Below are 26,065 nucleotides of genomic sequence, written 5' to 3'. Positions count from 1 at the left end.
CAGCCCTAACCAGCCGGATGCCTAGCGCGGACGACGGTGGAGGCCTGCCGCGACGGCAGCCATGACAAGCGCCTGTACCTCCGGCCAGTTGTCGACGACCTGCCGGTAACCCACCCGGATGACGTGATAGCCACGCAGACGCAGTTCGGCGTCGTGCCGATTGTCACTGTCCCGTTGTGCGCCAACATGGGACCCGCCATCGATCTGGAGAACGAGCCTGTCGCCGATGAGCAGATCGACACGGTGGCCGGCGATCCAGATCTGCGGACGCAGTGGCAGCCCGAGCCACCTCAACCGCACGACGGCGATCGTCTCGAGCCCTGAATCCGACCAGGGCGTTACCTGATCGAGAAGTCGAGAGGCCGGCTCTGGGAGTGGGAGGTTTCGCAGCCGATCAATGTCTGCTCGCCCCGTGCGCAGCGCAGATTCCCAGATGGCCAGCGCCGCGTCATCCGGTTGGCACAGGGCGACCTGAACCAGCATGTTCTCGATCTCATCTTCCAAGGAGCCGGGTGGTCGAGGCACGAGTGGCGTCCGCCAGTGCGTTACCGCGCCGGGCAGCCCCACATGACCGGCGTGGGATGGAGCGGCAACATGCCACTCCGGCTCTTTGAGAACCCAGAGCCCGCGGCGGCGCGCGAGCGAGATGCAGGTGATTACCACGCCCTCCCCCGCGGCACGGATGAGCTCGGGATCGGCGGTCGGCACGGCAACCCACCCTCGCCGCGGCCGGATGAGAACGCCCGAGCGGAGGGCATCAGTGAGGCGTCGCGACGAGACGCGCCGAGCTCTGAGCCACGACGACGGTATGACACCCCCGTGAGTCGCGACGAACGCGCTGAGATCCATCTCGCCAGCCCATCGCACGGTGCCGGGGCGGAGGCTTCGAGTGGCAGCATCCGTGGAGATTGCGCCCGGCCAGCGCTGTAGGGAGGAGCCGACGGTGGCGTTTCCGTGGACAGTCGGGGAGGCGTTGGACAGTCGGGAGGAGGAGACTCAGCCATCGACCCTCCGGAATGATCATGACCTCCCGGATGTGTCGGCGTGCCCGGCGGGTGCCGCGGGCCGCGTACGGCCGCGAGGGCATGAGATCGGGCCGGTAGAATCGAGGCGTATCCCACACTCAGGCACGCACACACGGTGCCGCACATATCGCGCTAGGAGACCCATGGCCGCCATACCCGACAAGCCCGCCCTCGAAGGTCTCGAGCAGAAGTGGGATGCCGCCTGGACGGATGCCGGAACCTACCGGTTCAACCGCGGCGCCGCCGCCGAGGTCGGACGCGGCGGGGTCTACTCCGTCGACACTCCCCCGCCCACGGCATCCGGGTCGCTTCACATCGGTCACGTGTTCAGCTACACCCACACCGACGTGAAGGTGCGTTTCGAACGGATGCGGGGCAAGACCGTCTTCTATCCGATGGGGTGGGACGACAACGGGCTTCCGACCGAACGCCGCGTGCAGAACTACTACGGCGTCCGCTGCGATCCCTCGCTGCCGTATGACGCCGACTTCGCTCCCCCCTACGAGGGCGGTGACAACAAGAGCAGCAAGGCAGCCGACCAGGTGCCGATCAGCCGCCGCAACTTCATCGAACTGTGCGAAAAGCTCACTGTCGAAGACGAAAAGCACTTCGAAGATCTCTGGCGGATGCTGGGGCTGTCCGTCGACTGGACCCAGACCTACCGCACGATCTCGGACGAGACGATGCGCACGAGCCAGCTCGCGTTCCTGCGCAACCTCGAACGTGGCGAGGCCTACCAGTCGCTCGCGCCGACCCTGTGGGACATCGACTTCCGCTCCGCGATCGCGCAGGCAGAACTCGAAGACCGCGAGCAGCCAGCCGCCTACCACCGCCTCGCTTTCCACAAGAGCGACGGCAGCGGCGACATCCACATCGAAACCACGCGCCCCGAACTGCTGGCCGCGTGTGTCGCGCTGGTCGCCCACCCCGATGACGAGCGCTACCAGCCCGCATTCGGCACGACCGTGCGCACGCCGCTGTTCGATGTCGAGGTGCCAGTGCTGCCGCACCCGCTCGCGCAGCCCGACAAAGGCTCGGGTATCGCGATGATCTGTACGTTCGGCGACGTCACCGACATCATCTGGTGGCGCGAGCTCGACCTCCCCAACCGCACGATCATCGGCAAGGACGGCCGCATCATCGCCGAGGCTCCCGAGGTCATCACGACGGACGCCGCGCGTGCCGCCTATGCGGAGCTTGCCGGCAAGACCGTTTTCAGCGCCAAGAAGCGCATCGTGGAACTCCTGCAGGAGTCAGGCGAGTTGATCGGCGACCCGAAGCCGTTCACCCACCCCGTGAAGTTCTTCGAGAAGGGCGACCGCCCCCTCGAGATCGTCTCGACGCGTCAGTGGTATATCCGCAACGGAGCCCGCGACGAGGCGCTGCGTGAAAAGCTCCTCGAACTCGGCCGCGACGTGGCGTGGCATCCGGACTTCATGCGCGTGCGCTACGAGAACTGGGTCGGCGGCCTCACCGGCGACTGGCTCGTCTCACGCCAACGATTCTTCGGCGTGCCGATCCCGGTCTGGTACGCCCTCGATGAGAACGGTGAGCGCGACTACGACCGCGTCCTGCTCCCTCCTCACGACCAACTTCCCATCGACCCCACCACCGACGTGCCGCCCGGCTACACCGCGGACCAGCGGGGAGTCCCGGGCGGCTTCGACGGCGAGCGTGACATCTTCGACACCTGGGCGACCTCGTCCCTGACTCCCCAACTCGCCGGCGGCTGGGAGCGCGATCCCGAGCTCTGGGATCTTGTCGCACCGTTCGACCTGCGTCCCCAGGGACAGGACATCATCCGGACGTGGCTGTTCTCGACGATGCTTCGCAGCGCGCTCGAGGACGGGCGAGCGCCGTGGACTGATGCCGCGATCTCGGGATTCATCGTCGACCCTGACCGCAAGAAGATGTCCAAGTCCAAGGGCAACGTTGTCACCCCCGCCGACATCCTGCAGCAGCACGGTTCGGATGCCGTGCGCTACTGGGCAGCATCCAGCCGTCTGGGCACGGATGCCGCGTTCGACCCGCAGAACCCGACCCAGATCAAGATCGGCAGGCGCCTGGCGATCAAGATCCTGAACGCGGCGAAGTTCGTGCTCTCGTTCCCCGTCACCGAAGGCGCCCGCATCACTCACGCGCTGGATGCCTCGATGCTCGCGACCCTGGACGGCGTCGTGCGCGACGCCACCGCAGCACTCGACGCGTACGACCACGCCCGTGCACTGGAGATAACCGAGTCGTTCTTCTGGACCTTCTGCGACGACTATCTCGAGCTGGTGAAGGAACGCGCCTACGACCAGAGCGATGTCGGGCAGGCATCCGCCGCTCTGGCGCTACGCATCGCGCTGTCGACGCAGCTGCGTCTGCTCGCGCCCGTCATCTCGTTCGCGACCGAGGAAGCCTGGTCGTGGTTCGAGGAGGGGTCGATTCACACGGCGTCGTGGCCCGAGCCGCTCGGCATCGACGGGGACCCCGCGGTACTGACCGCGGTCGGTGAGGCGCTCATCGGCATCCGTCGCGCCAAGACGGAGGCAAAGGCCTCGCAGAAGACGCCGGTGGCCTCGATCACGATCGGTGCACCTGCCGCGACAGTGGAGCGTCTGCGCACCGCCGAGGGCGACCTGAAGGCCGTGGGACGCATCGACACGATCACGTACACGGATGCCGACAGCACGACCGTGGCATCCATCGAACTCGGAGAGGTCTGACATGCAGCTCGGAACCCGCTGGCCCCTCGGGGCGACACCGCCGGCCGCCGTGCCCGACGCGCTTCGCGCGCAGATCGCCGCGGTCGAGGACCTGATCTCTGCCGGACAGCTCGCTCAGGAGCCGACACCGCGCTGGACGCTCACTTGGCTCGAGGGTCGGCCGATCGCGGAACTGGACACCGGCGTGATCGTGACTCTCGACGACGACGGCGAGGCGGTCGTGCACCACGACCCCGACGACGAGTTCGCGTGAACCTGCGATCACTCCTCGTTCGGTGACACCCGGCTCGCTGCCAGAAGAAGCCGCGCGGCGGCGAGTGCGGCGATGATCGTCACGGCTGCCGCGATGACGTACGGAAGCCGAAGGTCGACACGTGCGACCAGGCCCCCGAGCATCGTGGCGATGGGGAAGAGCCCCCAGGTGAGGCTCCGGATGATCCCGAGGACCCGGCCGAAGATGTCGCCCGGGATGATCATCTGCCGCAGCGCTCCCCACGGGACGTTCCAGAGCGACACTGCGAACGCCATTCCTGCGTAGGCGACGATCGCGCTGACGAGTTCGGGGGCCACTCCCACCGCAGCCAGGCAGACGCCGGCAGCCAGATTGGCGCCCAGCATGACGGCGCCGCGGCCGGAGCGACGCACGAGCGCCGGCGCGACGAGTGAGCCCAGCAGCGCGCCGGCTCCGATTCCCGCCGTGACGAAACCGATCGCCGCAGGAGCCACGCCCTGCGTCTCGAGGAAGTAGAGAATCGTCGGCGCCTGCGCGAACGAGAAGGCGCCACCGAGGATCGAGGTAAAGACCACGAGCGCACGGAGATAGCGATGGCGCCACAGGTACAGCGCAGCATCCTTGGTCGAGACCCGCGCAGCGGCAGATGCCGGGAGCCTCTCACCGGGAACCGCCACCTCGTCGCTTGCAAATGCGGCATCCGGGGCGGCCCTACGCAGGGCACTGGCAGCGGAGATCGGCAGCATGAGCGCTAGAACGATGGGGATCAGATAGCCCGCCGATCCGACCCAGAGCGGGAGCACGAGCGAGATCGCGAAGAGGACTCCCGCAATGGGCTGCGCGACGAAGCTGTCGATCGTGATCTGGGCTGCCTGAATCCGGCTGTTGGCCCGGTCGAGCCCTGCCTTGCCGACCAGCGACGGGATCACCGCATTGTTCGCGTTGTCGAAGAGGGTCTCTCCGATGCCGAACACCACAGTCGCAACGAGCAGGTGCCACAGCTCCAGGTGACCGGTTGCCGTCAGAGCAGCCAGGGCGACCGCGACGCCGCCACGAAGCACGTTCGCCGAGGCCATGACCCGGCGTCGGTCGAACCGGTCGACGATCATGCCTGCTGGAAGCCCGAAGAACAGCCAGGGAACGAACGCCAGCGCTCCCACAGCGGCAATGGCTACCGGGTCCCGCGTCAGCGTCGTCGCGATGAGAGGGACCGCCGTACGGCCCACGCCATCCGCGAGGTTACTGAATGCTGCAGCGGTCCAGAGCTTCCCGAAGTCCCTGCCGAGCGGAACCCGACCCTGGACGGAGCTCGGAGCGAGGGTCATCGTGGCAGGATGCCGAGATGGGCGCCGGCGCGGGCATCAGCGCGCCCGTCAGCGTACCCGCGTTCCGCTGCGTGCCGGATCCGACGTGTCGATGCACGCCTCCGAACCCGCGCTTCAATATCCCGTTCCAGCGCTCGCAAGATGGCCAGCGCCGCCCGCTCGAGCGCACTCGGCTGCGGCTGCTCGCATCGACTGGGGGCCACTGTGCTGATCACGCTCATGACTCCTCCGGGTCTGTCAGGGGGAACACATCGGTTCGGATGGTGAAGGGTCGCACTCCCTCGCCCTGCTGGTCGCGATAGCGAGCGACGTAGGAGTCGATGACGGTCTCAACCTCGCGAACGAGTTCTTCGAACTGGCCATCGGTCAGCCGAACGGTGGCGGTGCTGAGCATCGCTGTCCACTCGTCGGGATCCTTTCGAATCTGACGCGAGATGAAATCCTCGAGCTGCCGGTTCCGGCGTCGATAGAACTCGCTGATGACGACCTGGCTGGCGGCGCGGCCCGCGGGACTCTTGACGGCCGTCGGACTGGTCATCGAGACGGCTCCCTTGGGACGTTCCCACCAACGCTCGCGCCCCGTCCCGCGATCCGGAACCTCTCGAATGAGATCGTGCTTGGCGAGGGCGCGCAGGTGATAGCTCGTGGCGCCCGACGACTCCCCCAGCTGCTCCGCCAGCGAACTCGCCGTCTGAGGACCGAACTGACTCAGGATGTCGTAAATCTCCACGCGAAGCGGGTGGGCGAGGGCGCGCAGTGCGCCAACGTCCAGTTCGCGCGCCTCGCCGATCCTCGGCGGCTGATCGCCCGGCATCTCCTCCGACTCATTCACGATGCAAGAATAAGATTGCAAACAATATTTTGCAATCATATATTTGCAAACGACGTTTTGGAGTCCGCTACTGAGGAGATAGGTTGAGTCCATGACCGACGCCGCCCTGTCGAACCCGCTCCTCGCCGCAAGCCCGCTCCCCTACGGGCTCCCCGACTATCGGGCCATCCGTCCGGAGCACTATTTGCCGGCGTTCACCGAGGCATTCGCCCGGCATCGGCGCGAGATCGACGCGATCACGAATGTCGCGGCCGCCCCGACGTTCGAGAACTCACTGGTGCCCCTGGAGCGGAGTGGTGAGCTGCTCCACGATGTCGCGTCGGCGTTCTACACCGTCTCGTCTGCTGACGCGACGCCGGAGATTCAAGAGATCGAAGAGGCACTCGCACCGTTGATGGCGGCGCACACGGATGCTGTGCAGCTGAACCCCGAGCTCTATCGACGCATAGCGAGCGTGCATGCGCAGCTGGATGACCTCAACCTCGCGCCGGAGGATCGCTATCTGGTCGAGCGTCACTACCGCGAGATGACCCACGCGGGCGCGGGCCTCGACGAAGCCCAGAAGGCCCGACTCACCGAGATCAACGGTCGCCTCTCGACCCTCACCACGACCTTCGAGAAGAATCTCCTGAACGACACAAATGACCTCGCTGTCCTGTTCGATGATGTCACCGAGCTCGACGGGCTCACCGAGGGTGAGCTGTCGGCGGCCGCGCGAGCAGCTGCCGATCGCGGCATCACGGGGGGCTGGCTGATCTCGCTCACCCTGTTCACCGGACACCCGTACCTGGGTTCCCTGCACAATCGCCGGTCACGCGAGAGAATCATGGCGGCATCCCGCGCTCGTGGTACCCGCGACAACGGCAACGACAATCGCCCTGTACTACGCGAGATCGTGCAGCTGCGAGCAGAGCGCGCGGAGCTCCTCGGGTACCGCTCACACGCCGACTACGTCACCTCAGATGAGACAGCGCGAAGCCCCGAAGCCGTTCGCGACCTGCTGTTCCGCCTCGCCGCGCCGGCGGCCCGCAACGCCCGAACAGAGCAGGCGTCGCTTCAGGCGATGGCGGATGCTCAAGCCGAACCGTTCACGATAGAGGCACACGACTGGGCCTATTTCACCGAGAAGGTTCGGTCAGCTGAATACGACATCGACACCGCAGCGCTGCGTCCGTGGTTCGAGGCTGAGCGCGTGCTCCAAGACGGCGTCTTCCGTGCAGCAACACAGCTCTACGGCATCACTTTCACCGAGCGCCCCGACCTTCCGGGCTACCACCCTGACGTGCGGGTCTTCGAGGTGTTCAATGCCGATGGCTCGGCACTCGGGCTCTACCTGCTCGATCTGTATACACGTGATAGCAAACGCGGTGGCGCGTGGATGAACTCCCTCGTTTCCCAGTCCCAGCTGCGCGGCACGGCGCCGGTCGTGGTAAATAACCTCAATGTCGTGAAGCCGGAGCCGGGCACTCCGACGCTGTTGACCCTTGACGAAGTCACGACCTTTTTCCACGAGTTCGGCCACGCGCTGCACGGCCTGTTCGCGACAGTCACCTACCCGCACTTCGCCGGCACCAATGTGTTCCGCGATTTCGTCGAGTTCCCGAGCCAGGTCAACGAGATGTGGATCTTCTGGCCCGAGATCGTGGCAGCCTATGCGCGCCACATCGAGACAGACGAGCCACTGCCGGCGCAGGTTGTGGAGCGCCTGAATGCGACCGAGAGCTTCAACCAGGGGTTCGCGACGAGCGAGTACTTGGCTGCATCCTGGCTCGATCAGGCCTGGCACTCGCTTCGTTCAACTGATGGTGCTGACGCGGTGGATGTCGCGGAGTTCGAGGCTGCTGCGCTGGCGGAGATCGGGCTCGACAATCCGGCGGTTCCGACCCGGTACTCATCCACGTATTTCGCCCACATCTTCTCCGGCGGCTACAGCGCGGGCTACTACTCCTACATCTGGAGCGAAGTCCTGGATGCCGACACCGTTGAATGGTTCCGCGAGAACGGCGGTCTCACGCGGGCGAACGGCGACAGATTCCGGGAGCGCCTCCTCGGCGTCGGCGGGTCGAAGGATCCGCTCGAGGCGTACCGGGACTTCCGCGGCCGCGAGGCCGAGATCGCCCCGCTGCTGCGTCGCCGGGGACTCGACAGCTAGGGAGCCCGCCCTCAGTCTCCAGCCGGGCCTACGCGGGGCGCGTCGACAACAAACCGCAGCCGCGCGAACTGACCGACCTGGCGCGCTTCGACCAGGCGGAGCCGGTCCGACTCAACCCGACGCGGAAACAGGGGCGCGCCGCTGGTCAGTGCGACAGGTGCGATCGATAGGGCGATCTCGTCGAGCGCTCCAGCGTCGTAGAACTGCGCGGCAAGCTCTCCGCCGCCGACGATCCACACGTCCGACTCCCCCGCGGCGTCACGAATCTCGCTCAACACGCCCGTCACCGGCCCCGAGACGAACGTCACATCCGCACCCTCCGGTACGGGCAGGTTCCTCGAGGTGAAGACGAACGTGCGGCGGGTGCCGAAGAGCTCGTGCCACTTCTCGGGGTGATCTACGAGATCAGACTCGCGCAGTATCCACTCGTAGGTCGACGACCCCTCGACGATCAGCGCGTCTGTGGGTGGCAGGAGCTCAGGATCTGGCTCGGTGCCGCCTGGCACGTCAAAGAGCCACTGCAAGGAATGGTCGGAGTCAGCGATCCAGCCGGTGAAGCTGGTCGCGGTGTCATAGATGAATCGCGTCACGCCGCGACGCTACTCGGTGGCCCCGACATCCTTCACGGGCAGGACGTGACGCCCGCTCACGCGGACTTGCGAGCCTGGCGCAGTACGAGCGTCGGCGCAGCGCCGTCTTCGACGGCGGCTCGCGTCACGACGACCTTGTCGACGTTCTCGGCCGACGGGATCTCGAACATGATCGGCCCCAGCACATCTTCGAGAATCGCGCGCAGGCCGCGGGCGCCGGTCTTGCGCGCCACCGCGAGATCGGCGATGGCAACGAGCGCCTCGTCGTCGAACTCCAGGCTGACACCGTCGATCTCGAACATCCGCTGGTATTGCTTGACCAGCGCGTTCTTCGGCGCCGTGAGGATCTCGATGAGGGCCTCGCGGTCAAGCGGCGACACGGATGCGACAACGGGAAGGCGCCCGATGAACTCGGGGATCAGGCCGAACTTGTGCAGGTCCTCGGGCTGAACCTCGCTGAACAGGCTGAGGTCGTCGCCCTTGTTATGAAGCGGCGCCCCGAATCCCACACCATGCTTGCCGACGCGCGACGAGATGATGTCTTCCAATCCGGCGAAGGCGCCGGCCACGATGAACAACACGTTCGTCGTGTCGATCTGGATGAACTCCTGATGCGGGTGTTTGCGCCCACCCTGCGGCGGGACGGAAGCCACCGTGCCCTCGAGGATCTTCAGGAGAGCCTGCTGCACGCCCTCACCAGACACATCCCGCGTGATCGACGGATTCTCGGCCTTACGGGCGATCTTGTCGACCTCGTCGATATAGATGATGCCGGTCTCAGCGCGTTTCGTGTCGAAGTCTGCTGCCTGCAGGAGCTTCAGCAGGATGTTCTCGACGTCCTCGCCGACGTACCCGGCCTCGGTCAGAGCCGTCGCGTCGGCGACAGCGAAGGGCACGTTCAGCCGCTTGGCGAGCGTCTGGGCGAGGTAGGTCTTTCCGCATCCCGTGGGTCCGAGAAGTAGGATGTTGCTCTTGGCGATTTCGATGTCTTCGGCGCGCTGCTCGGCAGGCTGCAGCGTCGAATGCGCGCGCACGCGCTTGTAGTGGTTGTAGACCGCCACCGACAGGGCACGTTTCGCCGGCTCCTGGCCTACGACGTACTCTTCGAGGAACGCGAAGATCTCCCGGGGCTTCGGAAGATCGAAATCGGCGACGGCGCCGTCACCGGACTCGGCCATCCGCTCTTCGATGATCTCGTTGCAGAGCTCGACGCACTCGTCGCAGATGTACACGCCGGGCCCGGCGATGAGTTGCTGCACCTGCTTTTGGCTCTTACCGCAGAAAGAGCACTTGAACAGATCAGCGCTCTCACCGATGCGTGCCATCAGGGGTCCTCCTCGTTCCGGGCGGCTGTGGTCCGAGCCTAACCGAGCCCAGCGACATCCGGTGGGATTGCTCGCCGCTCGTGCCGACAGCGCCAGGCCCCGGCATCCATGTCGTGCGAGGGATGCCGGGGCCTGGTTTCTGGTCTTACTTCGCGGGGGTCGCGGGCACGCGCTTACGCGTCGTGAGCACCTGGTCGACCAGACCGTAGGTCACTGCCTCTTCCGCAGAGAGGATCTTGTCACGGTCGATGTCACGGTTGACCTCGTCGGCACTGCGGTGCGAGTGCTTCGCAAGGGTCTCCTCGAGCCACGTGCGCATCCGCAGGATCTCCGCCGCCTGGATCTCGATGTCCGACGCCTGACCGTGTCCTGCCTCGCCCATCGCGGGTTGGTGGATCAGGATGCGGGCGTTGGGCAGTGCGAGACGCTTACCGGGAGCCCCCGCCGCCAACAGCACCGCTGCAGCCGAGGCTGCCTGGCCCAGCACCACGGTCTGGATCTGCGGGGACACGTACTGCATCGTGTCGTAGATCGCGGTCATCGCCGTGAACGAGCCGCCGGGCGAGTTGATGTACATGATGATGTCGCGGTCGGGATCCTGCGACTCGAGCACCAGCAGCTGCGCCATGACGTCGTCTGCCGAGGCGTCGTCCACCTGGACACCCAGGAAGATGACGCGGTCCTCGAAGAGCTTGTTGTAGGGGTCCTGACGCTTGTAGCCGTAGGCGGTGCGCTCCTCGAACTGCGGGAGGACATAGCGACTACCGGGCATCTGCATCGTCGAGGGCGAGGCCTGCGGGAGGCGAAGGTTCGGGGTGTTCATGCGGATTCTCTCTCTTCTGCCGTCGCTGCGTCGATCACTGCGCCGCGGGTGAGGTGTCGGTGCCGCCACCGCCACTGACGTCGGCAGCGTGCTCGCGGATGTGATCGACGAAGCCGTAGGCCAGCGCCTCCTCGGCGGTGAACCAGCGGTCGCGGTCACCGTCCTCGTTGATCTGCTCGACCGACTTGCCGGTTTGCGCGGCGGTGATCTCAGCGAGGCGGTTCTTCATCGATGTGATGAGCTGCGCCTGCGTCTGGATGTCGCTCGCCGTGCCACCGAAGCCACCGTGCGGCTGGTGCAGGAGCACGCGGGCATTGGGGGTGATGTAACGCTTGCCCTTTGTGCCGCTTGTCAGCAGCAGCTGGCCCATCGATGCGGCCATTCCGATACCGACGGTGACGATGTCGTTGGGGACGAACTGCATCGTGTCGTAGATCGCCATACCCGCCGTGATCGAGCCACCGGGAGAGTTGATGTAGAGGTAGATGTCCTTCTGCGAGTCCTCGGCGGCCAGCAGCAGGATCTTCGCGCAGATCTCGTTGGCGTTCTCGTCGCGCACCTCTGATCCCAGCCAGATGATGCGGTCTCTCAGCAGCCTGTCGAAGACGCTCGTCGCGACCAGTGGTTCAGCCATGTGTGCTCCCGTTTCGTTGCGTGAGATCGAATCTACCGGCGGGGTTCGCGCGACCCGCTCGTGTTCGCCGTGGGCAGATCGTGCTGCGCGGGGCGCGCACGCGCTACCCCAAGAAACGACGGATGCCTCGACCGATGTGGTCGAGGCATCCGCTCAGTGGTCTTACTCGGCGTCGGCCTTCGTCGACTTGCGCGGCGCGCGCTTCTTGGGAGCCGGCTTCTCTTCGGCCTCGATGATCTCGTCGGCGTCGGCGGCGGCATCTGCAATGCCCTGCGCTTCTTCGACGACCTCTTCTTCGGCCTCTGCCTCGTCCTCACCGAGGATGAGGTGCGCCGACAGGTCTACGGCGGCTCCGGTCGTGTCGACGATCTTCACATCACGCAGGGCGTGAACGAGCGCCTTGCTACGAGCGACTTCACCGACCATCGCGGGAAGCTGGTTGCCCTGCTGGATCGCATTGACGAAGTCCTGCGGCGACATGCCGTACTGGGCAGCCGACTGGATCAGGTACTGCGTCAGCTCATCCTGCGACACCTTGACGTCGTAGGTTTCGGTGAGCTTGTCGAGGATCATCTGCGTACGGAACTGCTTCTCGGACGCCTCGGTCACCTCGGCGCGGTGCTCGTCATCCTCCAGACGTCCCTCACCCTCGAGGTGCTGGTGCACCTCGTCTTCGATGAGTCCGGCCGGCACGGGGATCTCGACCTGCTCGAGGAGGAGGTCGACGAGCTTGTCGCGGGCGGCAGAGGTCTGCTGCAGGCCCGACTGCTGCGATGCGGTGGTGCGCAGGCTTTCGCGGAGCTCCGCGATCGTGTCGAACTCGCTCGCGATCTGCGCGAAGTCGTCGTCTGCCTCGGGCAGTTCGCGCTCCTTCACGCTGGTGACGGTGACCGCAACTTCAGCCTCTTCACCGGCGTGATCTCCACCGACGAGCTTCGAACGGAACGTCGTGTCTTCACCTGCGGTGAGGGATTCGATTGCCTCGTCGATGCCCTCGAGCAGTTCACCGGAGCCGACCTCGTAGGACACGCCTTCGGCGCGGTCGATCTCGGCGCCCTCGATGGTGGCGACGAGATCCAGCTCGACGAAGTCACCGGAAGTGGCGGGGCGGTCGACGGTGATGAGCGTGCCGAAGCGCGCGCGCAGCTTGTCGAGTTCGGCATCCACCGCGGCCTCGTCGACCTCGACTGCCTCGATCTCGACAGTGAGACTGTCAAGCGCGGGGAGCGTGACCTCGGGGCGAACGTCCACCTCGATCTCGACCTTCAGGTCGCCCGAGAAGTCCTTCTCGTTCGGCCACTCGGTGATGTCGGCGCTCGGGCGACCGATAACGCGGAGCTCCTGAGCTTCTACCGCCTCGCGGTAGAAGCGGTCGAGTCCGTCGTTGACGGCATGCTCGAGAACGGCACCCCGACCGATGCGCTGATCGATGATCGGCGCAGGCACCTTGCCCTTGCGGAAGCCGGGGATCTGGACATCCTTCGCGATGTGCTCGTAAGCGTGCGCGATGCTCGGCTTGAGTTCGTCGGGGGTGATCGAGAGCAGCAGCTTGACGCGGGTGGGGCTGAGCTTCTCGACAGTGCTGGTGACCATGCCTGTGTTGTTCTCCTCGTGCTGCACCGCACCGAAGCGCGGTGGAAGGTCTGGGTGTAAGGCCGTGACGTCGGGGCGACAGGATTTGAACCTGCGACTTCCCGCTCCCAAAGCGGGCGCTCTACCAAGCTGAGCTACGCCCCGGGCGGGATCTCACGCGCTGTGCGACAGACGGCCCACAGAAGTCTAGCTGACGCGCGGACCGACGTTGCGGGGGCCGACCTTCTCGCCGCCGTAGGACTTCTTCCTAAGGAAGGACGATCGGCCCGGCATCCGTCCTACCCAGGCGATTTCACCTACCTTCACGAGGCCCGGTTGGGCCGCGGATGCGAGGACGGGTCGCGGTGCCCTATAGACTGTCGGATGCTGCGGCTCCGGCCGCTGCGGGGGCGTAGCTCAATGGTAGAGTCCCAGTCTTCCAAACTGGTTGTGCGGGTTCGATTCCCGTCGCCCCCTCCATCGCTCTCACGTGCGGCCGCAGGCCGTGCGGGAGAGCGATCGTGCGTTCTGCGGGAAGCGAACCCGCAGGGTGGGCCCACGCCGCCGGAGGCTCCGCGCGCCGCGCAGCGGCGTGTGGAGTGGCGGTGGGGACGATTCCCGTCGCCCCCTCCAGCTAACGGCAGTCTTACTCCCCCGCGTCCCGGGCCTCGCGATGCGCGAGGACACCGACACGGTAGACCTCGGCGTTACGCAGGATGCCGAGCTTCTCCTCGTCCGTCAGTTCACGCCGCACCTTCGCGGGGACGCCGGCGACCATCGATCCGGGTGGGATGATCGTGCCGCCGAGAACGAGCGCTCCCCCGGCGACGAGCGATCCAGCGCCGATCACGGCGCCGGAGAGGATCACGGATCCCATACCTATGAGGCATCCGTCTTCGACCGTGCAGCCGTGGACCACGGCGTTGTGTCCGACCGAGACGTTCTCGCCGATGACCACCGGGCTGCCGGCATCCACATGGACCGAAACGTTGTCTTGCAGATTCGAGCCGGCGCCAACCGTGATCGAGGCGCTGTCGCCGCGCAGCACCGCGTTGTACCAGACGCTGGACTCGGGCCCGAGTCGAACATCACCGATCACGCGCGCACCGGCGGCGAGAAACGCGGACTCGTCGACTTCGGGACTCAGCCCGGCGACGGAAAGAACGGATGCGGAATCTGAGGTCATGCTCCGACAGTAGATCAGCGCTACTCGGCCCGGCCAGCCGCAGTACGAGGGATTCAGTCCTCGAGGTGTGTCACGCGGCCACCGAGCAGGGTAGCTCGCACCGGCATCGTGCGAAGATCCGACTCGGATGCTGTCAGCGGGTCTTGGGCGCACAGGACCAGGTCCGCAACAGTCCCCGGTTCGATGCGACCCGGGGCGGCGGATCCCCCGTGTGTCGACGCGGCCAGTGCGACGCGGGCGTCGATGGCCTGCTCGACCTGCCACGGTGGACGTCCGTCGCGGGTGCGATAGATCGCCGATGCCATCGCCGCCCACGGGTCGAGCGGCGCCACTGGGGCGTCGGACCCGAAGAGCAGATTCGCGCCGGCGTCCACCAGTTCCCGGAAGGGATAGGGACGCGCGATCTGGGCAGACCAGATGGTGTCGGAGAGATCCCGGTCATCGAGGGCATGCTCGGGTTGGACGCTCGCCCCGACACCCAACCGCGCAAAGCGGGGGATGTCGACGGCAGCAACCAACTGCGCGTGCTCGATCGTTCCTGTCGCGCCGGTTGCCGCGAAGGCGTCGAGCGCGTGGGTGTTCGCCAGGTCGCCGATCGCATGGATGGCGCAGGAGAAGCCGTGAGCCGTGGCATCCGTCATGAGCGCGACAAGGTCGGCGGGCGGGATGGTCAGGACCCCATGATTGTGCGGGTCACCCGGATACGGATGCGAGCACGCGGCGGTCCGGGTTCCGAGCGACCCGTCGGTGATGACCTTCAGCGGGCCGACCGTGATCAGCTCGCTGAGGCGCTCGCCGCTCTGCCACCCCGTCTCGATGAGCCGGCTCAGCTGCGAGGGGTAGGTGCCGAACTCGACGCGCAAGGAATCGAAGCCAGCCGCGACACGGCGAGACCAGGAATCCGCATTCCAGGCCATGTCGAGATCGATGATTCCGACAACGCCGCGCGCCGCAGCATGCCGGGCGAGGTCGGCGACAGCCTCGTCGGCGTCGTCGGGGCTTGCGGCAGCCAGCCGACGCGTGATCTCGAACGCCGGCTCCTCGCGCAGCATCCCCGACGCATCCGGGGGCGTGATCTGCTCACGAGCGACGGCAGCGGAGTTCAGCCACACGCTGTGCAGGTCCGCGTTGATCAGGTAGGTAGGAATGGTGCCCGTGGCCGCATCCAGCATCTCGAGCGTCGGTTCATCGGGCCAGAAAGCATCCCGAAAGCCAGCGCCGACCCGGATGCCACGACCGAGCAGCCTGGCGCTCGACATGATGTGTGCGGCATGGTGCGCTGATCCGGCACCACCGAGCGGCTCACGCTGTCGAGTGAGGGCAGCTGACACCGTGTGCACGTGGTGGTCCCACAGGCCCGGGATCAGCCACGCACCTCCGGCCTGCAGCACCTCACCGACCGGACGAACAGCGCCCGTAGGAGCAAGATCCGTGACGCGGCCACCCTCGATGAACACGTCATACGCGCCCTCGACCGGCAGAAGTTCGCTCCCCGGCCCCGTGATCCGTGCGTCGACGATGGTCGACACTGTCGCGCCTACGGCACTCATGCGCGAGCGTCATTCGCGCGGCGCATCTCTGCGGCAAGCGGCGGATTGTGATGCGGGCCGTCGTTCTCGAGCTCACGGATGATGTGATCGACGAGCTCGACGGGCCGGTTCTGGCTGAGCTTGCGCTTGGCTGCCACCGACGTCGGTGTGAGGCGAAAGCCGACGGTGCCGCGCTCGAGTCGCTCGACGAAATCAGCATCGTTCGGACGCTCCCACAGCATCCGAGGCTCGGGCATCGGGGTCTCGAAACGCGCAACCAGACGGTCGAGCACCCGTAGATTCTCGTCGGTCGACAGCAGTTCCGGCACTCCCCGCAGGTGCACTGTCACGAAGTTCCAGGTCGGCACGCTCGGCCGGTCGCCGTACCAGCCGGGCGAGATGTAGCCGTGCGGACCTTGGACGATGATCAGCAACTCGCGAGCCCCGAGGTCGTGGATCAGGTCGTCGGGCTTGCCGACGTGACCGACGACGGTGAGATCGTCACGAGTGTCATCCAGGAGCACCGCGTAGTGGGAGGCGACGAGACCGTCATCCGTCGAACTGACCAGGGTCGCCCACGGATTCTGCTCAACGATCCGTCGCAACTCGCCAACGTCGGTCATGGCGAAGCTCGGATTCTGCCGCATGCATTCAGCCTAAGGTGGTCGGATCCAGGCTCACGCCTGACACCTGGGGCACCAGTACAGCTTCCGCGACGCGGCCTCTTCGACCACGATCGCAGTGCCACAGACCCGGCAGGGCAACCCGGCGCGGTGGTAGACCCAGTGACGGTCGTCGCGGTGGGCCATGGCGCGACGATAGGCGTCAGGATCGAGGTCATCCATTGTCATCATTTGGCCGGTCTCAACGCCGATGGCGAGCAGCCGGGTCCAATCGCGCCAGAGTGCTCGCACCGTCTCTTCGGGCACGTCGCGCCCCGGGGTATGAGGGTTCAGCCGAACCCGGAACAGGAGTTCAGCTCTATAGACATTTCCGATTCCGCTGACGACCGACTGGTCCATCAGCAGCAGCCCGATGGGCGTCGGGGCGCGTCGCACGCGCGCGGTGAACAGCTCCTCACCCTCGGCGAGGTCGTCCACGAGCGGATCCGGTCCGAGCTTGGCGAGCGATGCGGCGACCTCGTCCGGCGTCTGCAGCTCGCAGGCTGTGGGTCCCCGCAGATCGGCGCAGGTCTCGTCGGTGAGCAGCCTCAGACGAACTTGGCCGACCACTGGGGGCGGCCACTGACCCTCCTCATCGGGCAGCCCGGTCGTCTGCTCCGACATCCGCACGTGACCGCGCGCGCGCCGGGGCGCGCCGATCGAGGTGAGCGAGTTCTCGCCCGCGGCATCCATGATCGGCTCGTCGATCACCGTGCCGCGCTGGTTGGTCTGTCCCATCCGCCCGTTCGCGGAGGCGATGGTGGGATCGGCGTCGATCACGCCGGCGAAGTCCCACGCACCGTACATGCCGAGGTGCACACGCAGCCACAGGTCACCATCGAAGCGCAGGAACATCTGCTTGCCGACCGCACGCGCCTCGAGCATTTCCCGGCCTGCGAGCGCTGCGGCCCCGTCGGCAAAGCGACCCTGCGGGCTGGATGCCTGCACAGCGCGACCGACGAAGTTGCGAGCGAACTGCCGAGCGATCCGGTGAACGGAATGACCCTCGGGCATCAACCAGCTTCCGGGTCGAACGAGTCGGTCGCGGCGGTGTTCGCGACATCCCGCGGGTCGGGCAGGAGCGACCCGTCAGCCTCGTACGCGGCGATCTGGCCGATGCGACGCACGTGACGTTCCTCGTTCGAGAAGGGCGTCTCTATGAACCGGTCGATGAAGGTCACGACCTCGCTGAAGGAGTGCTGGCGCGCTCCGATCGCGATGACGTTCGCATCGTTGTGCTGCCGGGCGAGCTCGGCAGTCGCAATGCTCCAGACGAGGGCTGCGCGGATGCCGCGCACCTTGTTCGCAGCGATCTGCTCACCGTTGCCTGAGCCACCGAACACGATGCCGAGAGCCTCGATGCCCGCACTCTGATCGGCGACGACGCCGAGGGCGGCACGGATGCAGAACGACGGGTAGTCATCGACGGCGTCGTACTCGATAGGGCCGTGGTCGATGACCTCGTGACCCTGCTCGGCGAGGTGGTGCTGGAGCTGCGTGGAGAACTCCATACCGGCGTGGTCGGTGGCGATGTGGATGCGCATGGTTCCCATCCTAGAAGCGACTGACGTCACGTCTGCGGGGTGTCGTCCTCAGCGGGTTTCGGCCGCCGCTCGCGTGTCACGAGGGACGCGTCGCCGGATGCCTCGTGGTCGGGACGGTCAGGCCCCTTCGGCTGGATGCGGCCCGGCTCGAGGGTGCGTGCAACGTCGTCAGCATCGACCACGTCGATCTCCTGCGTCGCTGTCGTGTACCACTCGGTGAGCTCGGGATCCGTCGAATCAAGCCACGCTCCCGCACCCTCGCCCGAGCCGACCTCGGTGGCGTCGAACACGAAGTCATCGCCGTGTTCGGCGATGCCCTGCCGGACCCCCTGCGCGATCGCTGCACGAGCGAACTTCCGGCGGAGCACGTACGGGTCTGTGCGCAGTTCCTTCGCCCACGCGATCATGATTCCGATGATCACGAGCGCGAATGGCAAGGCGGTCACGATCATGATGGACTGCAGCCCCTGCAGCGCTGTCGCACCGCCGACCACCAAGAGCGCCGCAGCGACCCCACCAAGCAGCACACCCCAGGTGATGGTCACCCACGAGGATGGCTCCGGCTTCCCGCGCTGACTCATCGACCCCATGACGATCGAGGCGGAATCGGCAGAGGTGACGAAGTAGACGACGATCGAGATGATCGCGACCACCGAGGTCAGGGCACCCAGTGGCAGTTCCCCGAGCACTCCGAACAGCACGTCCTCGGGTTGGGCGAGCTCGCTGAGCCCGACTCCCTCTTGCTCCATCCACATCGCCGTTCCGCCGAGGGTCGTGAACCACACGAAGCAGACGGCCGAGGGAATGAGGATGACGACGGTGACGAACTCGCGCAGCGTCCTGCCGCGCGAGATTTTCGCGATGAAGATCCCCACGAAGGGCGACCACGAGATCCACCATGCCCAGTAGTAGGTAGTCCAGGACGCCATGAAGGATGCGGCATCCTCACCTTCAAAGGAGTTGCGCGACATCATGATGCCGAGGTCGCTGAAGAAGGTCACCAGGCCCGACGGCAGCAAGGTGACGATCAGCACCGAAGAGCGTGACGATGATCGCGAAGATGTCGATCACGCCACCAGCCCAGCCGTCCACCCGGCGGCCGAACAGGGGCTCGAAAATCCCGGAGATGAGCGGCGCGCGACCACGCCGGTACGCGCCGTAGGCGATAGCGGCGCCGACGAGAGCGTAGAACCCCCACGCCAGCGGGCCCCAGTGGAACAGTGTCTGCGCGAGGGCTGTCTCCATGGCATCAGTCGTGCCCGGCTCGACGGTGAAACCATGCGGTGGGTCGACGAAGAATGACAACGGTTCCAGCGGACCATAGAACAGCAGTCCGATCCCCATTCCGGCCGAGAAGAGCATGGCAATCCACGAGATCGTCGAGAACTCGGGTTTCTCGTCGTCAGCACCGAGGCGCACCCCGCCTGTGCGGCCATAGCCGATCACGAGCATGAAGCCCAGGACGAGAACGGCGAGCGTCGAAAACAGCCAGCCGAAGTTCGTCGTCACCCAGCCGAGCGCGGTGCTGCCGACGAACTGTAGACTTGCCGGCGACACGATCGCCCAGATGATCACCGCTGCGACGAAGACGCCCGCCGTGAGAAAGACCGTCACATTCGTTGAGGATCGGCGCCCCGTCTGTTCAACACCGATGCCGGGGATCAGCGCCGGATGGATGCCGCGCTCGAGCTCTGGGGTGTTGACCTCGCGGAGCACTCGCTTGACAGGTCCGTTCGTCCCCGCACCGTCATTGGTCCGCGCCATCGAGGTCTCCCTGATTCCGTGTGCACTCACTCGTCAGGTAAACGTCGGCTCAACGCTATACCGCCTCCTGCGCTGGTCGCGCGGCTGCGAGGAGGTCGCGGCGTAGGCTTGGGGGTTGTCGCGCCCACAATGCGCGAGGCCGTTTCGCGGCATCCATGAACCCCTCACACACTTGGGAGCATCCGAAAGTGCCTGGAGAAAACCTCACCCGCATCGAAGCGCAGGAGCGTCGCGGCGTCCTCGACACGCAGTCTTATGAGGTCGAGCTGGATCTGACCACCGGCCCGGAGGTGTTCCGGTCGACCTCCACCGTGCGCTTCACCGCCACCGAGGGCGCGTCGACCTTCATCGACCTGATCGCCCGACGCGTCCACTCCGTCACGCTCAACGGACGCAGCATCCCGGCCTCGGCGTTCACCGACTCCCGGATTGCGCTCGACGAACTCGCGCTCGAGAACGAACTCGTCGTCGTCGCCGACTGCGAATACACGAACACCGGCGAAGGCCTGCACCGGTTCGTCGACCCCGTCGACGGCGAGGTCTACCTCTACACCCAGTTCGAGGTGCCCGACTCGCGTCGCGTCTTCGCCGTGTTCGAGCAGCCCGACCTGAAGGCGACGTTCCAGTTCACCGTGACCGCTCCCGCGTCGTGGAAGGTGATCTCCAACTCCCCGACCCCCGAGCCCGTACCCAGCGGCGAGGGCGTCGCAACGTGGGAGTTCGAGCCGACGCCGCGGATCTCGTCCTACATCACGGCACTGATCGCCGGCCCCTATGAGTCGACGTTCTCCGAGTTGACCAGCGCCTCGGGTCGCGTCATCCCGCTTGGCATCTTCGCGCGCAAGAGCCTGTGGCAGTACCTCGACGCCGACTACATCTTCGAGAAGACCCGCCAGGGCTTCGCCTACTACGAGGACAAGTTCGACTACCCGTACCCGTTCGCGAAGTATGACCAATTGTTCGTCCCGGAGTTCAACGCCGGAGCCATGGAGAATGCGGGAGCAGTCACCTTCACCGAGGTGTACGTCTTCCGCAGCAAGGTGACGGATGCCGTCAAGGAGCGCCGCGTCGTCACGATCCTCCACGAGCTTGCCCACATGTGGTTCGGTGACCTCGTCACCATGAAGTGGTGGAACGATCTCTGGCTCAACGAGTCGTTCGCCGAGTGGGCTTCGACGATTGCGACGGCCGAGGCCACCGAGTGGACCGAGGCCTGGACGACGTTCAATGCGATGGAGAAGACCTGGGCCTACCGCCAGGACCAGCTCCCCTCCACCCACCCCGTCGTCGCCGAGATCCGCGACCTCGAAGACGTTCAGGTGAACTTCGACGGCATCACCTACGCGAAGGGCGGGTCGGTGCTCAAGCAGCTGGCAGCCTGGGTCGGCATCGACGAGTTCTTCGCCGGTGTCGGGGCGTACTTCCGCAAGCACGAGTACGGCAACACGGAGCTTCGCGACCTGCTGACCGAGCTCGAGACGACCAGTGGACGCGAGCTGACCGAGTGGTCGAAGAAGTGGCTCGAGACCGCCGGCGTCAACACCCTCTCCCCCGCCATCGTCGAGGGTGCAGACGGCACGATCTCGGCGTTCAAGATCGTCCAGACGGCCCCGTCGGACTACCCGACGATCCGGCCCCACCGCCTCGGCGTCGGCTTCTACGACCTGCAGAACGGTGAACTCGTCCGCACCCACTTCACGGAGCTGGATGTCGACGGAGACCTCACCGATGTTCCCGAGCTCGTCGGCCTGACCCGCCCCGACCTGGTTCTCCTGAACGACCACGACCTCGCGTACGCGAAGATCCGCCTCGACGAGCGGTCGCTGCAGACGGCGATCGACCATCTCTCGAAGATCTCCGACCCGCTTGCCCGGTCACTGGTGTGGGGTGCCGCGTGGGATCAGACGCGGGATGCCGAAGCCTCGGCGTCCGACTACATCGACCTGGTCCTCGGCAACATCGCCTCCGAGACCGAATCGACCACGGTGCGAACGACTCTCGCGCAGCTGCAGCTGGCGGCCAACTCGTACGTGACCCCCGACAAGCGCGACGCGTCGCGTCACAAGGTCGCAGATGGGCTGTGGGCGCTCGCGCAGGCAGCGGATGCCGGCAGCGACAGCCAGTTGCAGTTCGTCACCGCGTTCGCGAGCGCGGCTGCAACCCCCGAGCACTGGGAGACGGTGCGCGCCCTGCGCGCCGGAGAGATCACCCTCGATGGGCTCACGATCGACACTGATCTGTCGTGGCAGCTGCTCGTGTCGCTCGCCGCGGGCGGAGTGATCACCGAGGGCGTCATCGACGAGGCGCTGGCTAGCGACAACACCGCCAAGGGCGCTGAGTTCGCCGCGCAGGCCAAGGCTGCGCTGCCGACGCCGGAGGCGAAGAACGCGGCGTGGTCATCGCTTGTCGACTCGGATCGCCTGCCCAACACGCTCGTACGCGCCGCAGGTCTCGGCTTCACGCACCCCGCCGGTGTGCTGCTGCTCGACGAGTTCGTGGACCAGTACTTCGCGATGTTGCTTCCCGTCTGGGAGTCGCGCACGTACAAGATCGCCGAGTACCTCGTGCTGGGCCTGTACCCCGCGCCGCTGGCAAACGCGAAGCTCCGCGACGCGACACGCGCGTGGCTCTCCGCCAACGGGGAAGCGCCAGCGGCGCTGCGCCGGCTTGTGGCAGAAAACCTCGCCGGCGTGGAACGCGCCCTTGCGGTCCAGGAGCGCGACGCGCTCTGACGTATCAACGCGGGGGAAGCACCACTTCGGTAGTACTTCCCCCGCGCTCGTGTCCGCCTTGCGATGGATGTTTCTCGGCGGTGACCTCCGTAGCGTGGAGGCATGATCGTTGCAGAGCAGCTCACGAAACGCTACGGAGACAAACTCGCCGTAGACAATGTCTCCTTCACCGTGCCGCCGGGGAAGGTCACCGGGTTCCTCGGCCCGAACGGGGCGGGCAAATCCACCACGATGCGGATGATCGTGGGCCTTGACCGTCCGACCGCTGGTCGCGTGACCGTGAACGGCGCGCGGTACCAGTCGATGCGGGCGCCTCTGACGGAAGTGGGCGTTCTCCTCGACGCGAAAGCTGTTCACACGGGGCGGTCCGCCCGTAACCACCTGCGCGCGATCGCTGCAACCCACGGTTTCGGTCGGGCCAGGGTCGACGAAGTCATCGAACTGACCGGTATCGCCTCTGTGGCCGGTCGCCGCGCCGGCACCTTCTCGCTCGGTATGGGACAACGTCTGGGGATCGCAACCGCACTGCTCGGTGACCCGCACACGTTGATCTTGGACGAGCCGGTGAACGGTCTGGATCCCGAGGGCGTGCGGTGGGTACGGCAGTTCGTGCGTTATGTCGCGGGTGAGGGACGTACGGTGCTTTTGTCGAGTCATCTCATGAGCGAGATGGCACAGACAGCAGACCGCATCGTCGTGCTCGGACGCGGCAAGGTTCTCGCCGAGGGTGATCTGCCCGACCTCGTTCAGGAATGGACGAGCACAGCCGTGACAGTGCGATCGCCTCGGCTGACCGAGCTCATCAGCGAAATAGAAGGATCGGAGGTCACCGTGACCTCGAACGAACCGGAGCTTGCGACGATCACGGGGCTGACAGCTGCACGCATCGGCGATCTTGCCGCGGCTCGCGGCATCCCGCTGCACGAACTCACGCCCCATGCCGGTTCTCTCGAGGATGCCTACCTTGCTCTCACCGGCGAGGCCGTCGAGTACCGGACGAAGGAGATCGCATGACCACCGCCACTGCCACCCCCACTCGAACGGTCGAACACGCCGGCACGCACCGCCTCAACGGTGCGAACTTGCTGCGCAGCGAGGCGATCAAAGTGACAACCCTGCGCTCCACGTGGTGGTCGCTCGGGATCGCTCTCGTTCTCTCCCTGGCGATCTCGTGCCTCATTGCAGCGAGCTCCCGGGACTTTCCGAACCCACTGCCTCCCATCTCGGCGATCCTGTCGCCGACACAGTTCACGATGCTCGTAGCCGGCATCCTCGGTGCGATCGTGATCACCGGCGAATACTCGACCGGCATGATCCGTTCGACGCTTACCGCGGAGCCCCGCCGCGGAGCCGTGCTGATCGCCAAGGCCGTGGTCATCGGAGTGATCATGGCCCTGGCCACAGCCGTCACCTACGCCGTGGCGATCGCAGCCACCGCGCCATTGCTGGCCACGGGCATCGACTGGGGAACGCCAGCGGACTCGATCATTCCGCTCTCCTACGGGGTGCTCTCGATGGTCTCGTTCACACTGTTGGGACTCGGCGTCGGGTTCATCGTGCGAAACGGCGCCGGCGCCATCGCGATCACCGTCGGCATCCTGTTCGTTCTTCCCATCGTCTTCCAGTTGTTCTCGCTCGCTGGCGAGAGCTGGCAGTGGCTCGTGGATCTCGGCGCCTACCTGCCGATGACCGCAGCTTCGACGCTCACGGCCGTTGGAGCCACCGACGTCGTCGCACCCCTTCTCACGCTCATCGGCTGGGCGATCCTCCCGTTGATCGGCGGGTGGGTGCTGCTGCGCAGCCGCGACGCGTGAGCGATGAACCGGGGCGGTCCGAACCCGGCGACAACGCTGAGACGAGAGTCCTAGGATTCTCGTGATGCGCCAGTTCGAGACCGCCCCGGCACCCGCGACCCCGTGGGAGAGCTTCCTCGCCATACTCGGCGAGATCGGCGGCACGCTCCTGCAGGTCGCGATCGTCCTCGTGAGCGCCGTGGTGGTCGTCTGGGTGCTGCGACTGATCATCCGTCGGGTCGTTCGTCGGGTGGTCGAAGGCGCCAAATCCCGCGCTCGCGTCGACGACACGCAGGCGCTCGAACGGTCGCCGTTGGCATCCGTTCGCGTCGTGCAGCGGACCCGCACCCTCGGGTCGATCCTGCAGAACATCGTGAACGTCACCGTCGTGATCGTCGCGATTCTGCTGATCATCCTGATCCTCGCGGGACCTCAGGTGATGGGCTCGTTCACGTTGCTGAGCGCGGCCATCGGGGCCGGCCTCGGTTTCGGCGCACAGAACATCGTCAAAGACGTGCTCAACGGGATCTTCATCGTCGCCGAAGACCAGATCGGCATCGGTGACGTCGCTGACCTGGGGCTTGCCACCGGCGTCGTCGAATACGTGAGTGTCCGCATCACCCAGGTTCGCGACGTCAACGGCACGCTGTGGTTCGTGCGCAATGGCGAAATCACCCGCATCGGCAACATGTCACAGGGATGGTCGCGCGCAATCATCGACCTCGCCGTACCGGTGAATGCCGATGTCGACGAGGTCGAACAAGCGATGCTGGATGCCGCGCGCGCTCTCGCACAGGAGCCGAAGTGGCGCAGCCGCATCATCGAGGATCCCGAAGTGTGGGGGCTGGAGTCGGTCTCGGGCGACGCGTTGGTCATCCGGATCGTGATCAAGACACGGGCAGGGGCGAAGGACGACGTCGCGCGCGAACTGCGCATGAGACTCAAGCGCGCGATCGATGGGCTCGGACTCACCCTGCCGCAGATGAACTCCATCATGCTGTCCGGTCTCGAGACGGCCGGCAGGGTGCGTGGCGCCAACCCGCCCCGGACCAAACCCACCCCCATCGCGCAGCCCGGGGTTCCGGATCGGCCCGTGTGGCGAGCCAAGCGAACGAGTAAGAAAACGGATGCCGACTCCGAGGCATCCGGGGAAGCAGAGCAGTGAGCACGCCCGAGCAGCAGTCGTTCTATGAGGCAGTCGGCGGACATGAGACGTTCGTGCGCATCGTCGATGGCTTCTACCGCGGGGTCGCCGGTGACCCGGTGCTGCGGCCCATGTACCCCGAAGAGGACCTCGGGCCGGCGAAGGAGCGCCTCTTGATGTTCCTCGAACAGTATTGGGGCGGACCGACGACCTACAGCCAGCAGCGGGGTCATCCCCGCCTTCGGATGCGGCACGCACCCTTTCCGGTGAATCCTGACGCACGCGACCGATGGCTCGCACACATGCGCGCCGCCGTCGACGAGGTCGGATTGTCGCCCCTGCACGAAGAAACCCTCTGGGACTACCTGAGTCGTGCCGCGCATGCCATGGTGAACACGTTCGAACGAACCGAGATCGGGCCCGGGGCTGGCGGTCGCGCAGACATCCCGCTGACCTCCGAGAACTGACACACACGACGACGGTATTCCAC

The 26,065-nt window shown here is 65.9% G+C and carries 23 protein-coding genes and 2 tRNA genes; 9 read left to right on the top strand and 16 right to left on the bottom strand.

Annotation, left to right across the window (positions count from 1 at the left end):
- Nucleotides 1-21: 21 nt before the first annotated feature.
- Nucleotides 22-708 (bottom strand): endonuclease domain-containing protein, encoded by a 687-nt coding sequence (locus tag LL236_RS08075; RefSeq protein ID WP_228178218.1) that lies wholly within the window; start codon nt 706-708, stop codon nt 22-24.
- 460 nt (nt 709-1,168) lie between these two features.
- Here LL236_RS08075 and valS point away from each other — a divergent pair, with 460 nt between their 5' ends.
- Together valS and LL236_RS08065 are read left to right on the top strand one after the other, a co-directional pair.
- Entirely contained in the window at nt 1,169-3,736 is a 2,568-nt protein-coding gene (gene valS, locus LL236_RS08070) for a valine--tRNA ligase (RefSeq protein WP_228178217.1), read from the top strand.
- Nucleotide 3,737: 1 nt separating this feature from the next.
- Entirely contained in the window at nt 3,738-3,989 is a 252-nt protein-coding gene (locus LL236_RS08065) for a hypothetical protein (RefSeq protein ID WP_228178216.1), read from the top strand.
- An 8-nt stretch (nt 3,990-3,997) separates the two neighbouring features.
- Here the strand turns inward: LL236_RS08065 and LL236_RS08060 are convergent, their stop codons facing one another.
- Together LL236_RS08060 and LL236_RS08055 are read right to left on the bottom strand one after the other, a co-directional pair.
- Nucleotides 3,998-5,293: an MFS transporter gene (locus tag LL236_RS08060; RefSeq protein WP_228178215.1), complete on the bottom strand. Its 1,296-nt coding sequence runs from the start codon at nt 5,291-5,293 to the stop codon at nt 3,998-4,000.
- A gap of 217 nt (nt 5,294-5,510) precedes the next feature.
- Entirely contained in the window at nt 5,511-6,125 is a 615-nt protein-coding gene (locus tag LL236_RS08055) for an ArsR/SmtB family transcription factor (protein ID WP_374198019.1), read from the bottom strand.
- A 91-nt stretch (nt 6,126-6,216) separates the two neighbouring features.
- Between LL236_RS08055 and LL236_RS08050 the strand changes: the two genes are divergently transcribed.
- Nucleotides 6,217-8,277 carry a M3 family metallopeptidase gene (locus LL236_RS08050; protein ID WP_228178214.1) on the top strand — a complete coding sequence of 687 codons (2,061 nt, stop codon included), beginning with the start codon at nt 6,217-6,219 and terminating at the stop codon, nt 8,275-8,277.
- An 11-nt stretch (nt 8,278-8,288) separates the two neighbouring features.
- On the opposite strand, the gene LL236_RS08045 is transcribed toward LL236_RS08050, so the two are convergent.
- The 6 genes from LL236_RS08045 to LL236_RS08020 all read right to left on the bottom strand — a co-directional run bounded on the left by LL236_RS08045 (nt 8,289) and on the right by LL236_RS08020 (nt 13,386).
- Entirely contained in the window at nt 8,289-8,867 is a 579-nt protein-coding gene (locus tag LL236_RS08045; RefSeq protein WP_228178213.1) for a dihydrofolate reductase family protein, read from the bottom strand.
- A 56-nt stretch (nt 8,868-8,923) separates the two neighbouring features.
- Entirely contained in the window at nt 8,924-10,192 is a 1,269-nt protein-coding gene (clpX, locus tag LL236_RS08040; protein WP_228178212.1) for an ATP-dependent Clp protease ATP-binding subunit ClpX, read from the bottom strand.
- 145 nt (nt 10,193-10,337) lie between these two features.
- Nucleotides 10,338-11,015 (bottom strand): ATP-dependent Clp protease proteolytic subunit, encoded by a 678-nt coding sequence (locus LL236_RS08035; RefSeq protein WP_308017248.1) that lies wholly within the window; start codon nt 11,013-11,015, stop codon nt 10,338-10,340.
- Between the two features lie 34 nt (nt 11,016-11,049).
- Nucleotides 11,050-11,676, bottom strand: a complete 627-nt coding sequence (locus LL236_RS08030; RefSeq protein WP_228178240.1) for an ATP-dependent Clp protease proteolytic subunit — start codon at nt 11,674-11,676, stop codon at nt 11,050-11,052.
- Between the two features lie 135 nt (nt 11,677-11,811).
- Nucleotides 11,812-13,242, bottom strand: coding sequence for a trigger factor (gene tig / locus LL236_RS08025; RefSeq protein ID WP_228178211.1), 1,431 nt, complete (start codon nt 13,240-13,242; stop codon nt 11,812-11,814).
- A 70-nt stretch (nt 13,243-13,312) separates the two neighbouring features.
- Nucleotides 13,313-13,386 (bottom strand) — tRNA-Pro (locus LL236_RS08020).
- A gap of 241 nt (nt 13,387-13,627) precedes the next feature.
- Between LL236_RS08020 and LL236_RS08015 the strand changes: the two genes are divergently transcribed.
- Nucleotides 13,628-13,701 (top strand) — tRNA-Gly (locus LL236_RS08015).
- Between the two features lie 166 nt (nt 13,702-13,867).
- On the opposite strand, the gene LL236_RS08010 is transcribed toward LL236_RS08015, so the two are convergent.
- The 7 genes from LL236_RS08010 to LL236_RS07980 are packed head-to-tail and all read right to left on the bottom strand — an operon-like array spanning nt 13,868 to nt 19,906.
- Nucleotides 13,868-14,407: a gamma carbonic anhydrase family protein gene (locus LL236_RS08010; RefSeq protein WP_228178210.1), complete on the bottom strand. Its 540-nt coding sequence runs from the start codon at nt 14,405-14,407 to the stop codon at nt 13,868-13,870.
- Nucleotides 14,408-14,460: 53 nt separating this feature from the next.
- Nucleotides 14,461-15,957, bottom strand: coding sequence for an amidohydrolase (locus LL236_RS08005; protein ID WP_228178209.1), 1,497 nt, complete (start codon nt 15,955-15,957; stop codon nt 14,461-14,463).
- Nucleotides 15,954-16,583, bottom strand: a complete 630-nt coding sequence (locus LL236_RS08000; protein WP_228178208.1) for an FMN-binding negative transcriptional regulator — start codon at nt 16,581-16,583, stop codon at nt 15,954-15,956. Before LL236_RS08000 ends, LL236_RS08005 begins: the two co-directional genes overlap by 4 nt.
- Nucleotides 16,584-16,613: 30 nt before the next feature.
- A complete protein-coding gene (locus tag LL236_RS07995; RefSeq protein ID WP_228178207.1) occupies nt 16,614-17,612 on the bottom strand; it encodes an Fpg/Nei family DNA glycosylase in 999 nt (332 codons plus the stop codon).
- Nucleotides 17,612-18,142 carry a ribose-5-phosphate isomerase gene (locus LL236_RS07990; protein WP_228178206.1) on the bottom strand — a complete coding sequence of 177 codons (531 nt, stop codon included), beginning with the start codon at nt 18,140-18,142 and terminating at the stop codon, nt 17,612-17,614. The genes LL236_RS07995 and LL236_RS07990 overlap by 1 nt, the downstream gene beginning before the upstream one ends.
- A gap of 26 nt (nt 18,143-18,168) precedes the next feature.
- Complete coding sequence (locus LL236_RS07985) at nt 18,169-19,143, bottom strand: BCCT family transporter (protein ID WP_414683127.1); 975 nt, start codon at nt 19,141-19,143, stop codon at nt 18,169-18,171.
- Complete coding sequence (locus LL236_RS07980; protein WP_228178204.1) at nt 19,094-19,906, bottom strand: BCCT family transporter; 813 nt, start codon at nt 19,904-19,906, stop codon at nt 19,094-19,096. Before LL236_RS07980 ends, LL236_RS07985 begins: the two co-directional genes overlap by 50 nt.
- A gap of 188 nt (nt 19,907-20,094) precedes the next feature.
- Here LL236_RS07980 and pepN point away from each other — a divergent pair, with 188 nt between their 5' ends.
- The 5 genes from pepN (at nt 20,095) to LL236_RS07955 (ending at nt 26,042) form a co-directional block, all read left to right on the top strand.
- A complete protein-coding gene (gene pepN, locus LL236_RS07975; RefSeq protein ID WP_228178203.1) occupies nt 20,095-22,638 on the top strand; it encodes an aminopeptidase N in 2,544 nt (847 codons plus the stop codon).
- A 102-nt stretch (nt 22,639-22,740) separates the two neighbouring features.
- Complete coding sequence (locus LL236_RS07970; protein ID WP_228178202.1) at nt 22,741-23,652, top strand: ABC transporter ATP-binding protein; 912 nt, start codon at nt 22,741-22,743, stop codon at nt 23,650-23,652.
- Nucleotides 23,649-24,452, top strand: a complete 804-nt coding sequence (locus LL236_RS07965) for an ABC transporter permease subunit (protein WP_228178201.1) — start codon at nt 23,649-23,651, stop codon at nt 24,450-24,452. The genes LL236_RS07970 and LL236_RS07965 overlap by 4 nt, the downstream gene beginning before the upstream one ends.
- Nucleotides 24,453-24,516: 64 nt before the next feature.
- A complete protein-coding gene (locus tag LL236_RS07960) occupies nt 24,517-25,596 on the top strand; it encodes a mechanosensitive ion channel family protein (protein ID WP_228178200.1) in 1,080 nt (359 codons plus the stop codon).
- The gene (locus LL236_RS07955) at nt 25,593-26,042 is read left to right on the top strand and encodes a globin (RefSeq protein WP_228178199.1); all 450 of its coding nucleotides are present in this window, start codon (nt 25,593-25,595) and stop codon (nt 26,040-26,042) included. The genes LL236_RS07960 and LL236_RS07955 overlap by 4 nt, the downstream gene beginning before the upstream one ends.
- The last annotated feature ends 23 nt before the right edge of the window (nt 26,043-26,065 follow it).

It is taken from the genome of Microbacterium schleiferi (genome assembly GCF_020781975.1).
In the GTDB taxonomy this organism is placed as follows: Bacteria; Actinomycetota; Actinomycetes; order Actinomycetales; family Microbacteriaceae; genus Microbacterium.
The sequence above is the reverse complement of the archived record's forward strand: the minus strand, read 5'-3'. Positions and strand labels throughout refer to the sequence as shown.

Excerpts from the sequence above, each read along its gene's own strand:
- valS (WP_228178217.1), top strand. The coding sequence starts at position 1,169 with ATGGCCGCCATACCCGACAAGCCCGCCCTCGAAGGTCTCGAGCAGAAG.
- LL236_RS08065 (WP_228178216.1), top strand. The coding sequence starts at position 3,738 with ATGCAGCTCGGAACCCGCTGGCCCCTCGGGGCGACACCGCCGGCCGCC.
- LL236_RS08060 (WP_228178215.1), bottom strand. The coding sequence starts at position 5,293 with ATGACCCTCGCTCCGAGCTCCGTCCAGGGTCGGGTTCCGCTCGGCAGG.
- LL236_RS08050 (WP_228178214.1), top strand. The coding sequence starts at position 6,217 with ATGACCGACGCCGCCCTGTCGAACCCGCTCCTCGCCGCAAGCCCGCTC.
- clpX (WP_228178212.1), bottom strand. The coding sequence starts at position 10,192 with ATGGCACGCATCGGTGAGAGCGCTGATCTGTTCAAGTGCTCTTTCTGC.
- LL236_RS08035 (WP_308017248.1), bottom strand. The coding sequence starts at position 11,015 with ATGAACACCCCGAACCTTCGCCTCCCGCAGGCCTCGCCCTCGACGATG.
- tig (WP_228178211.1), bottom strand. The coding sequence starts at position 13,242 with ATGGTCACCAGCACTGTCGAGAAGCTCAGCCCCACCCGCGTCAAGCTG.
- LL236_RS08010 (WP_228178210.1), bottom strand. The coding sequence starts at position 14,407 with ATGACCTCAGATTCCGCATCCGTTCTTTCCGTCGCCGGGCTGAGTCCC.
- LL236_RS08005 (WP_228178209.1), bottom strand. The coding sequence starts at position 15,957 with ATGAGTGCCGTAGGCGCGACAGTGTCGACCATCGTCGACGCACGGATC.
- LL236_RS08000 (WP_228178208.1), bottom strand. The coding sequence starts at position 16,583 with ATGCGGCAGAATCCGAGCTTCGCCATGACCGACGTTGGCGAGTTGCGA.
- LL236_RS07995 (WP_228178207.1), bottom strand. The coding sequence starts at position 17,612 with ATGCCCGAGGGTCATTCCGTTCACCGGATCGCTCGGCAGTTCGCTCGC.
- LL236_RS07990 (WP_228178206.1), bottom strand. The coding sequence starts at position 18,142 with ATGCGCATCCACATCGCCACCGACCACGCCGGTATGGAGTTCTCCACG.
- LL236_RS07980 (WP_228178204.1), bottom strand. The coding sequence starts at position 19,906 with ATGGCGCGGACCAATGACGGTGCGGGGACGAACGGACCTGTCAAGCGA.
- LL236_RS07970 (WP_228178202.1), top strand. The coding sequence starts at position 22,741 with ATGATCGTTGCAGAGCAGCTCACGAAACGCTACGGAGACAAACTCGCC.
- LL236_RS07965 (WP_228178201.1), top strand. The coding sequence starts at position 23,649 with ATGACCACCGCCACTGCCACCCCCACTCGAACGGTCGAACACGCCGGC.
- LL236_RS07960 (WP_228178200.1), top strand. The coding sequence starts at position 24,517 with ATGCGCCAGTTCGAGACCGCCCCGGCACCCGCGACCCCGTGGGAGAGC.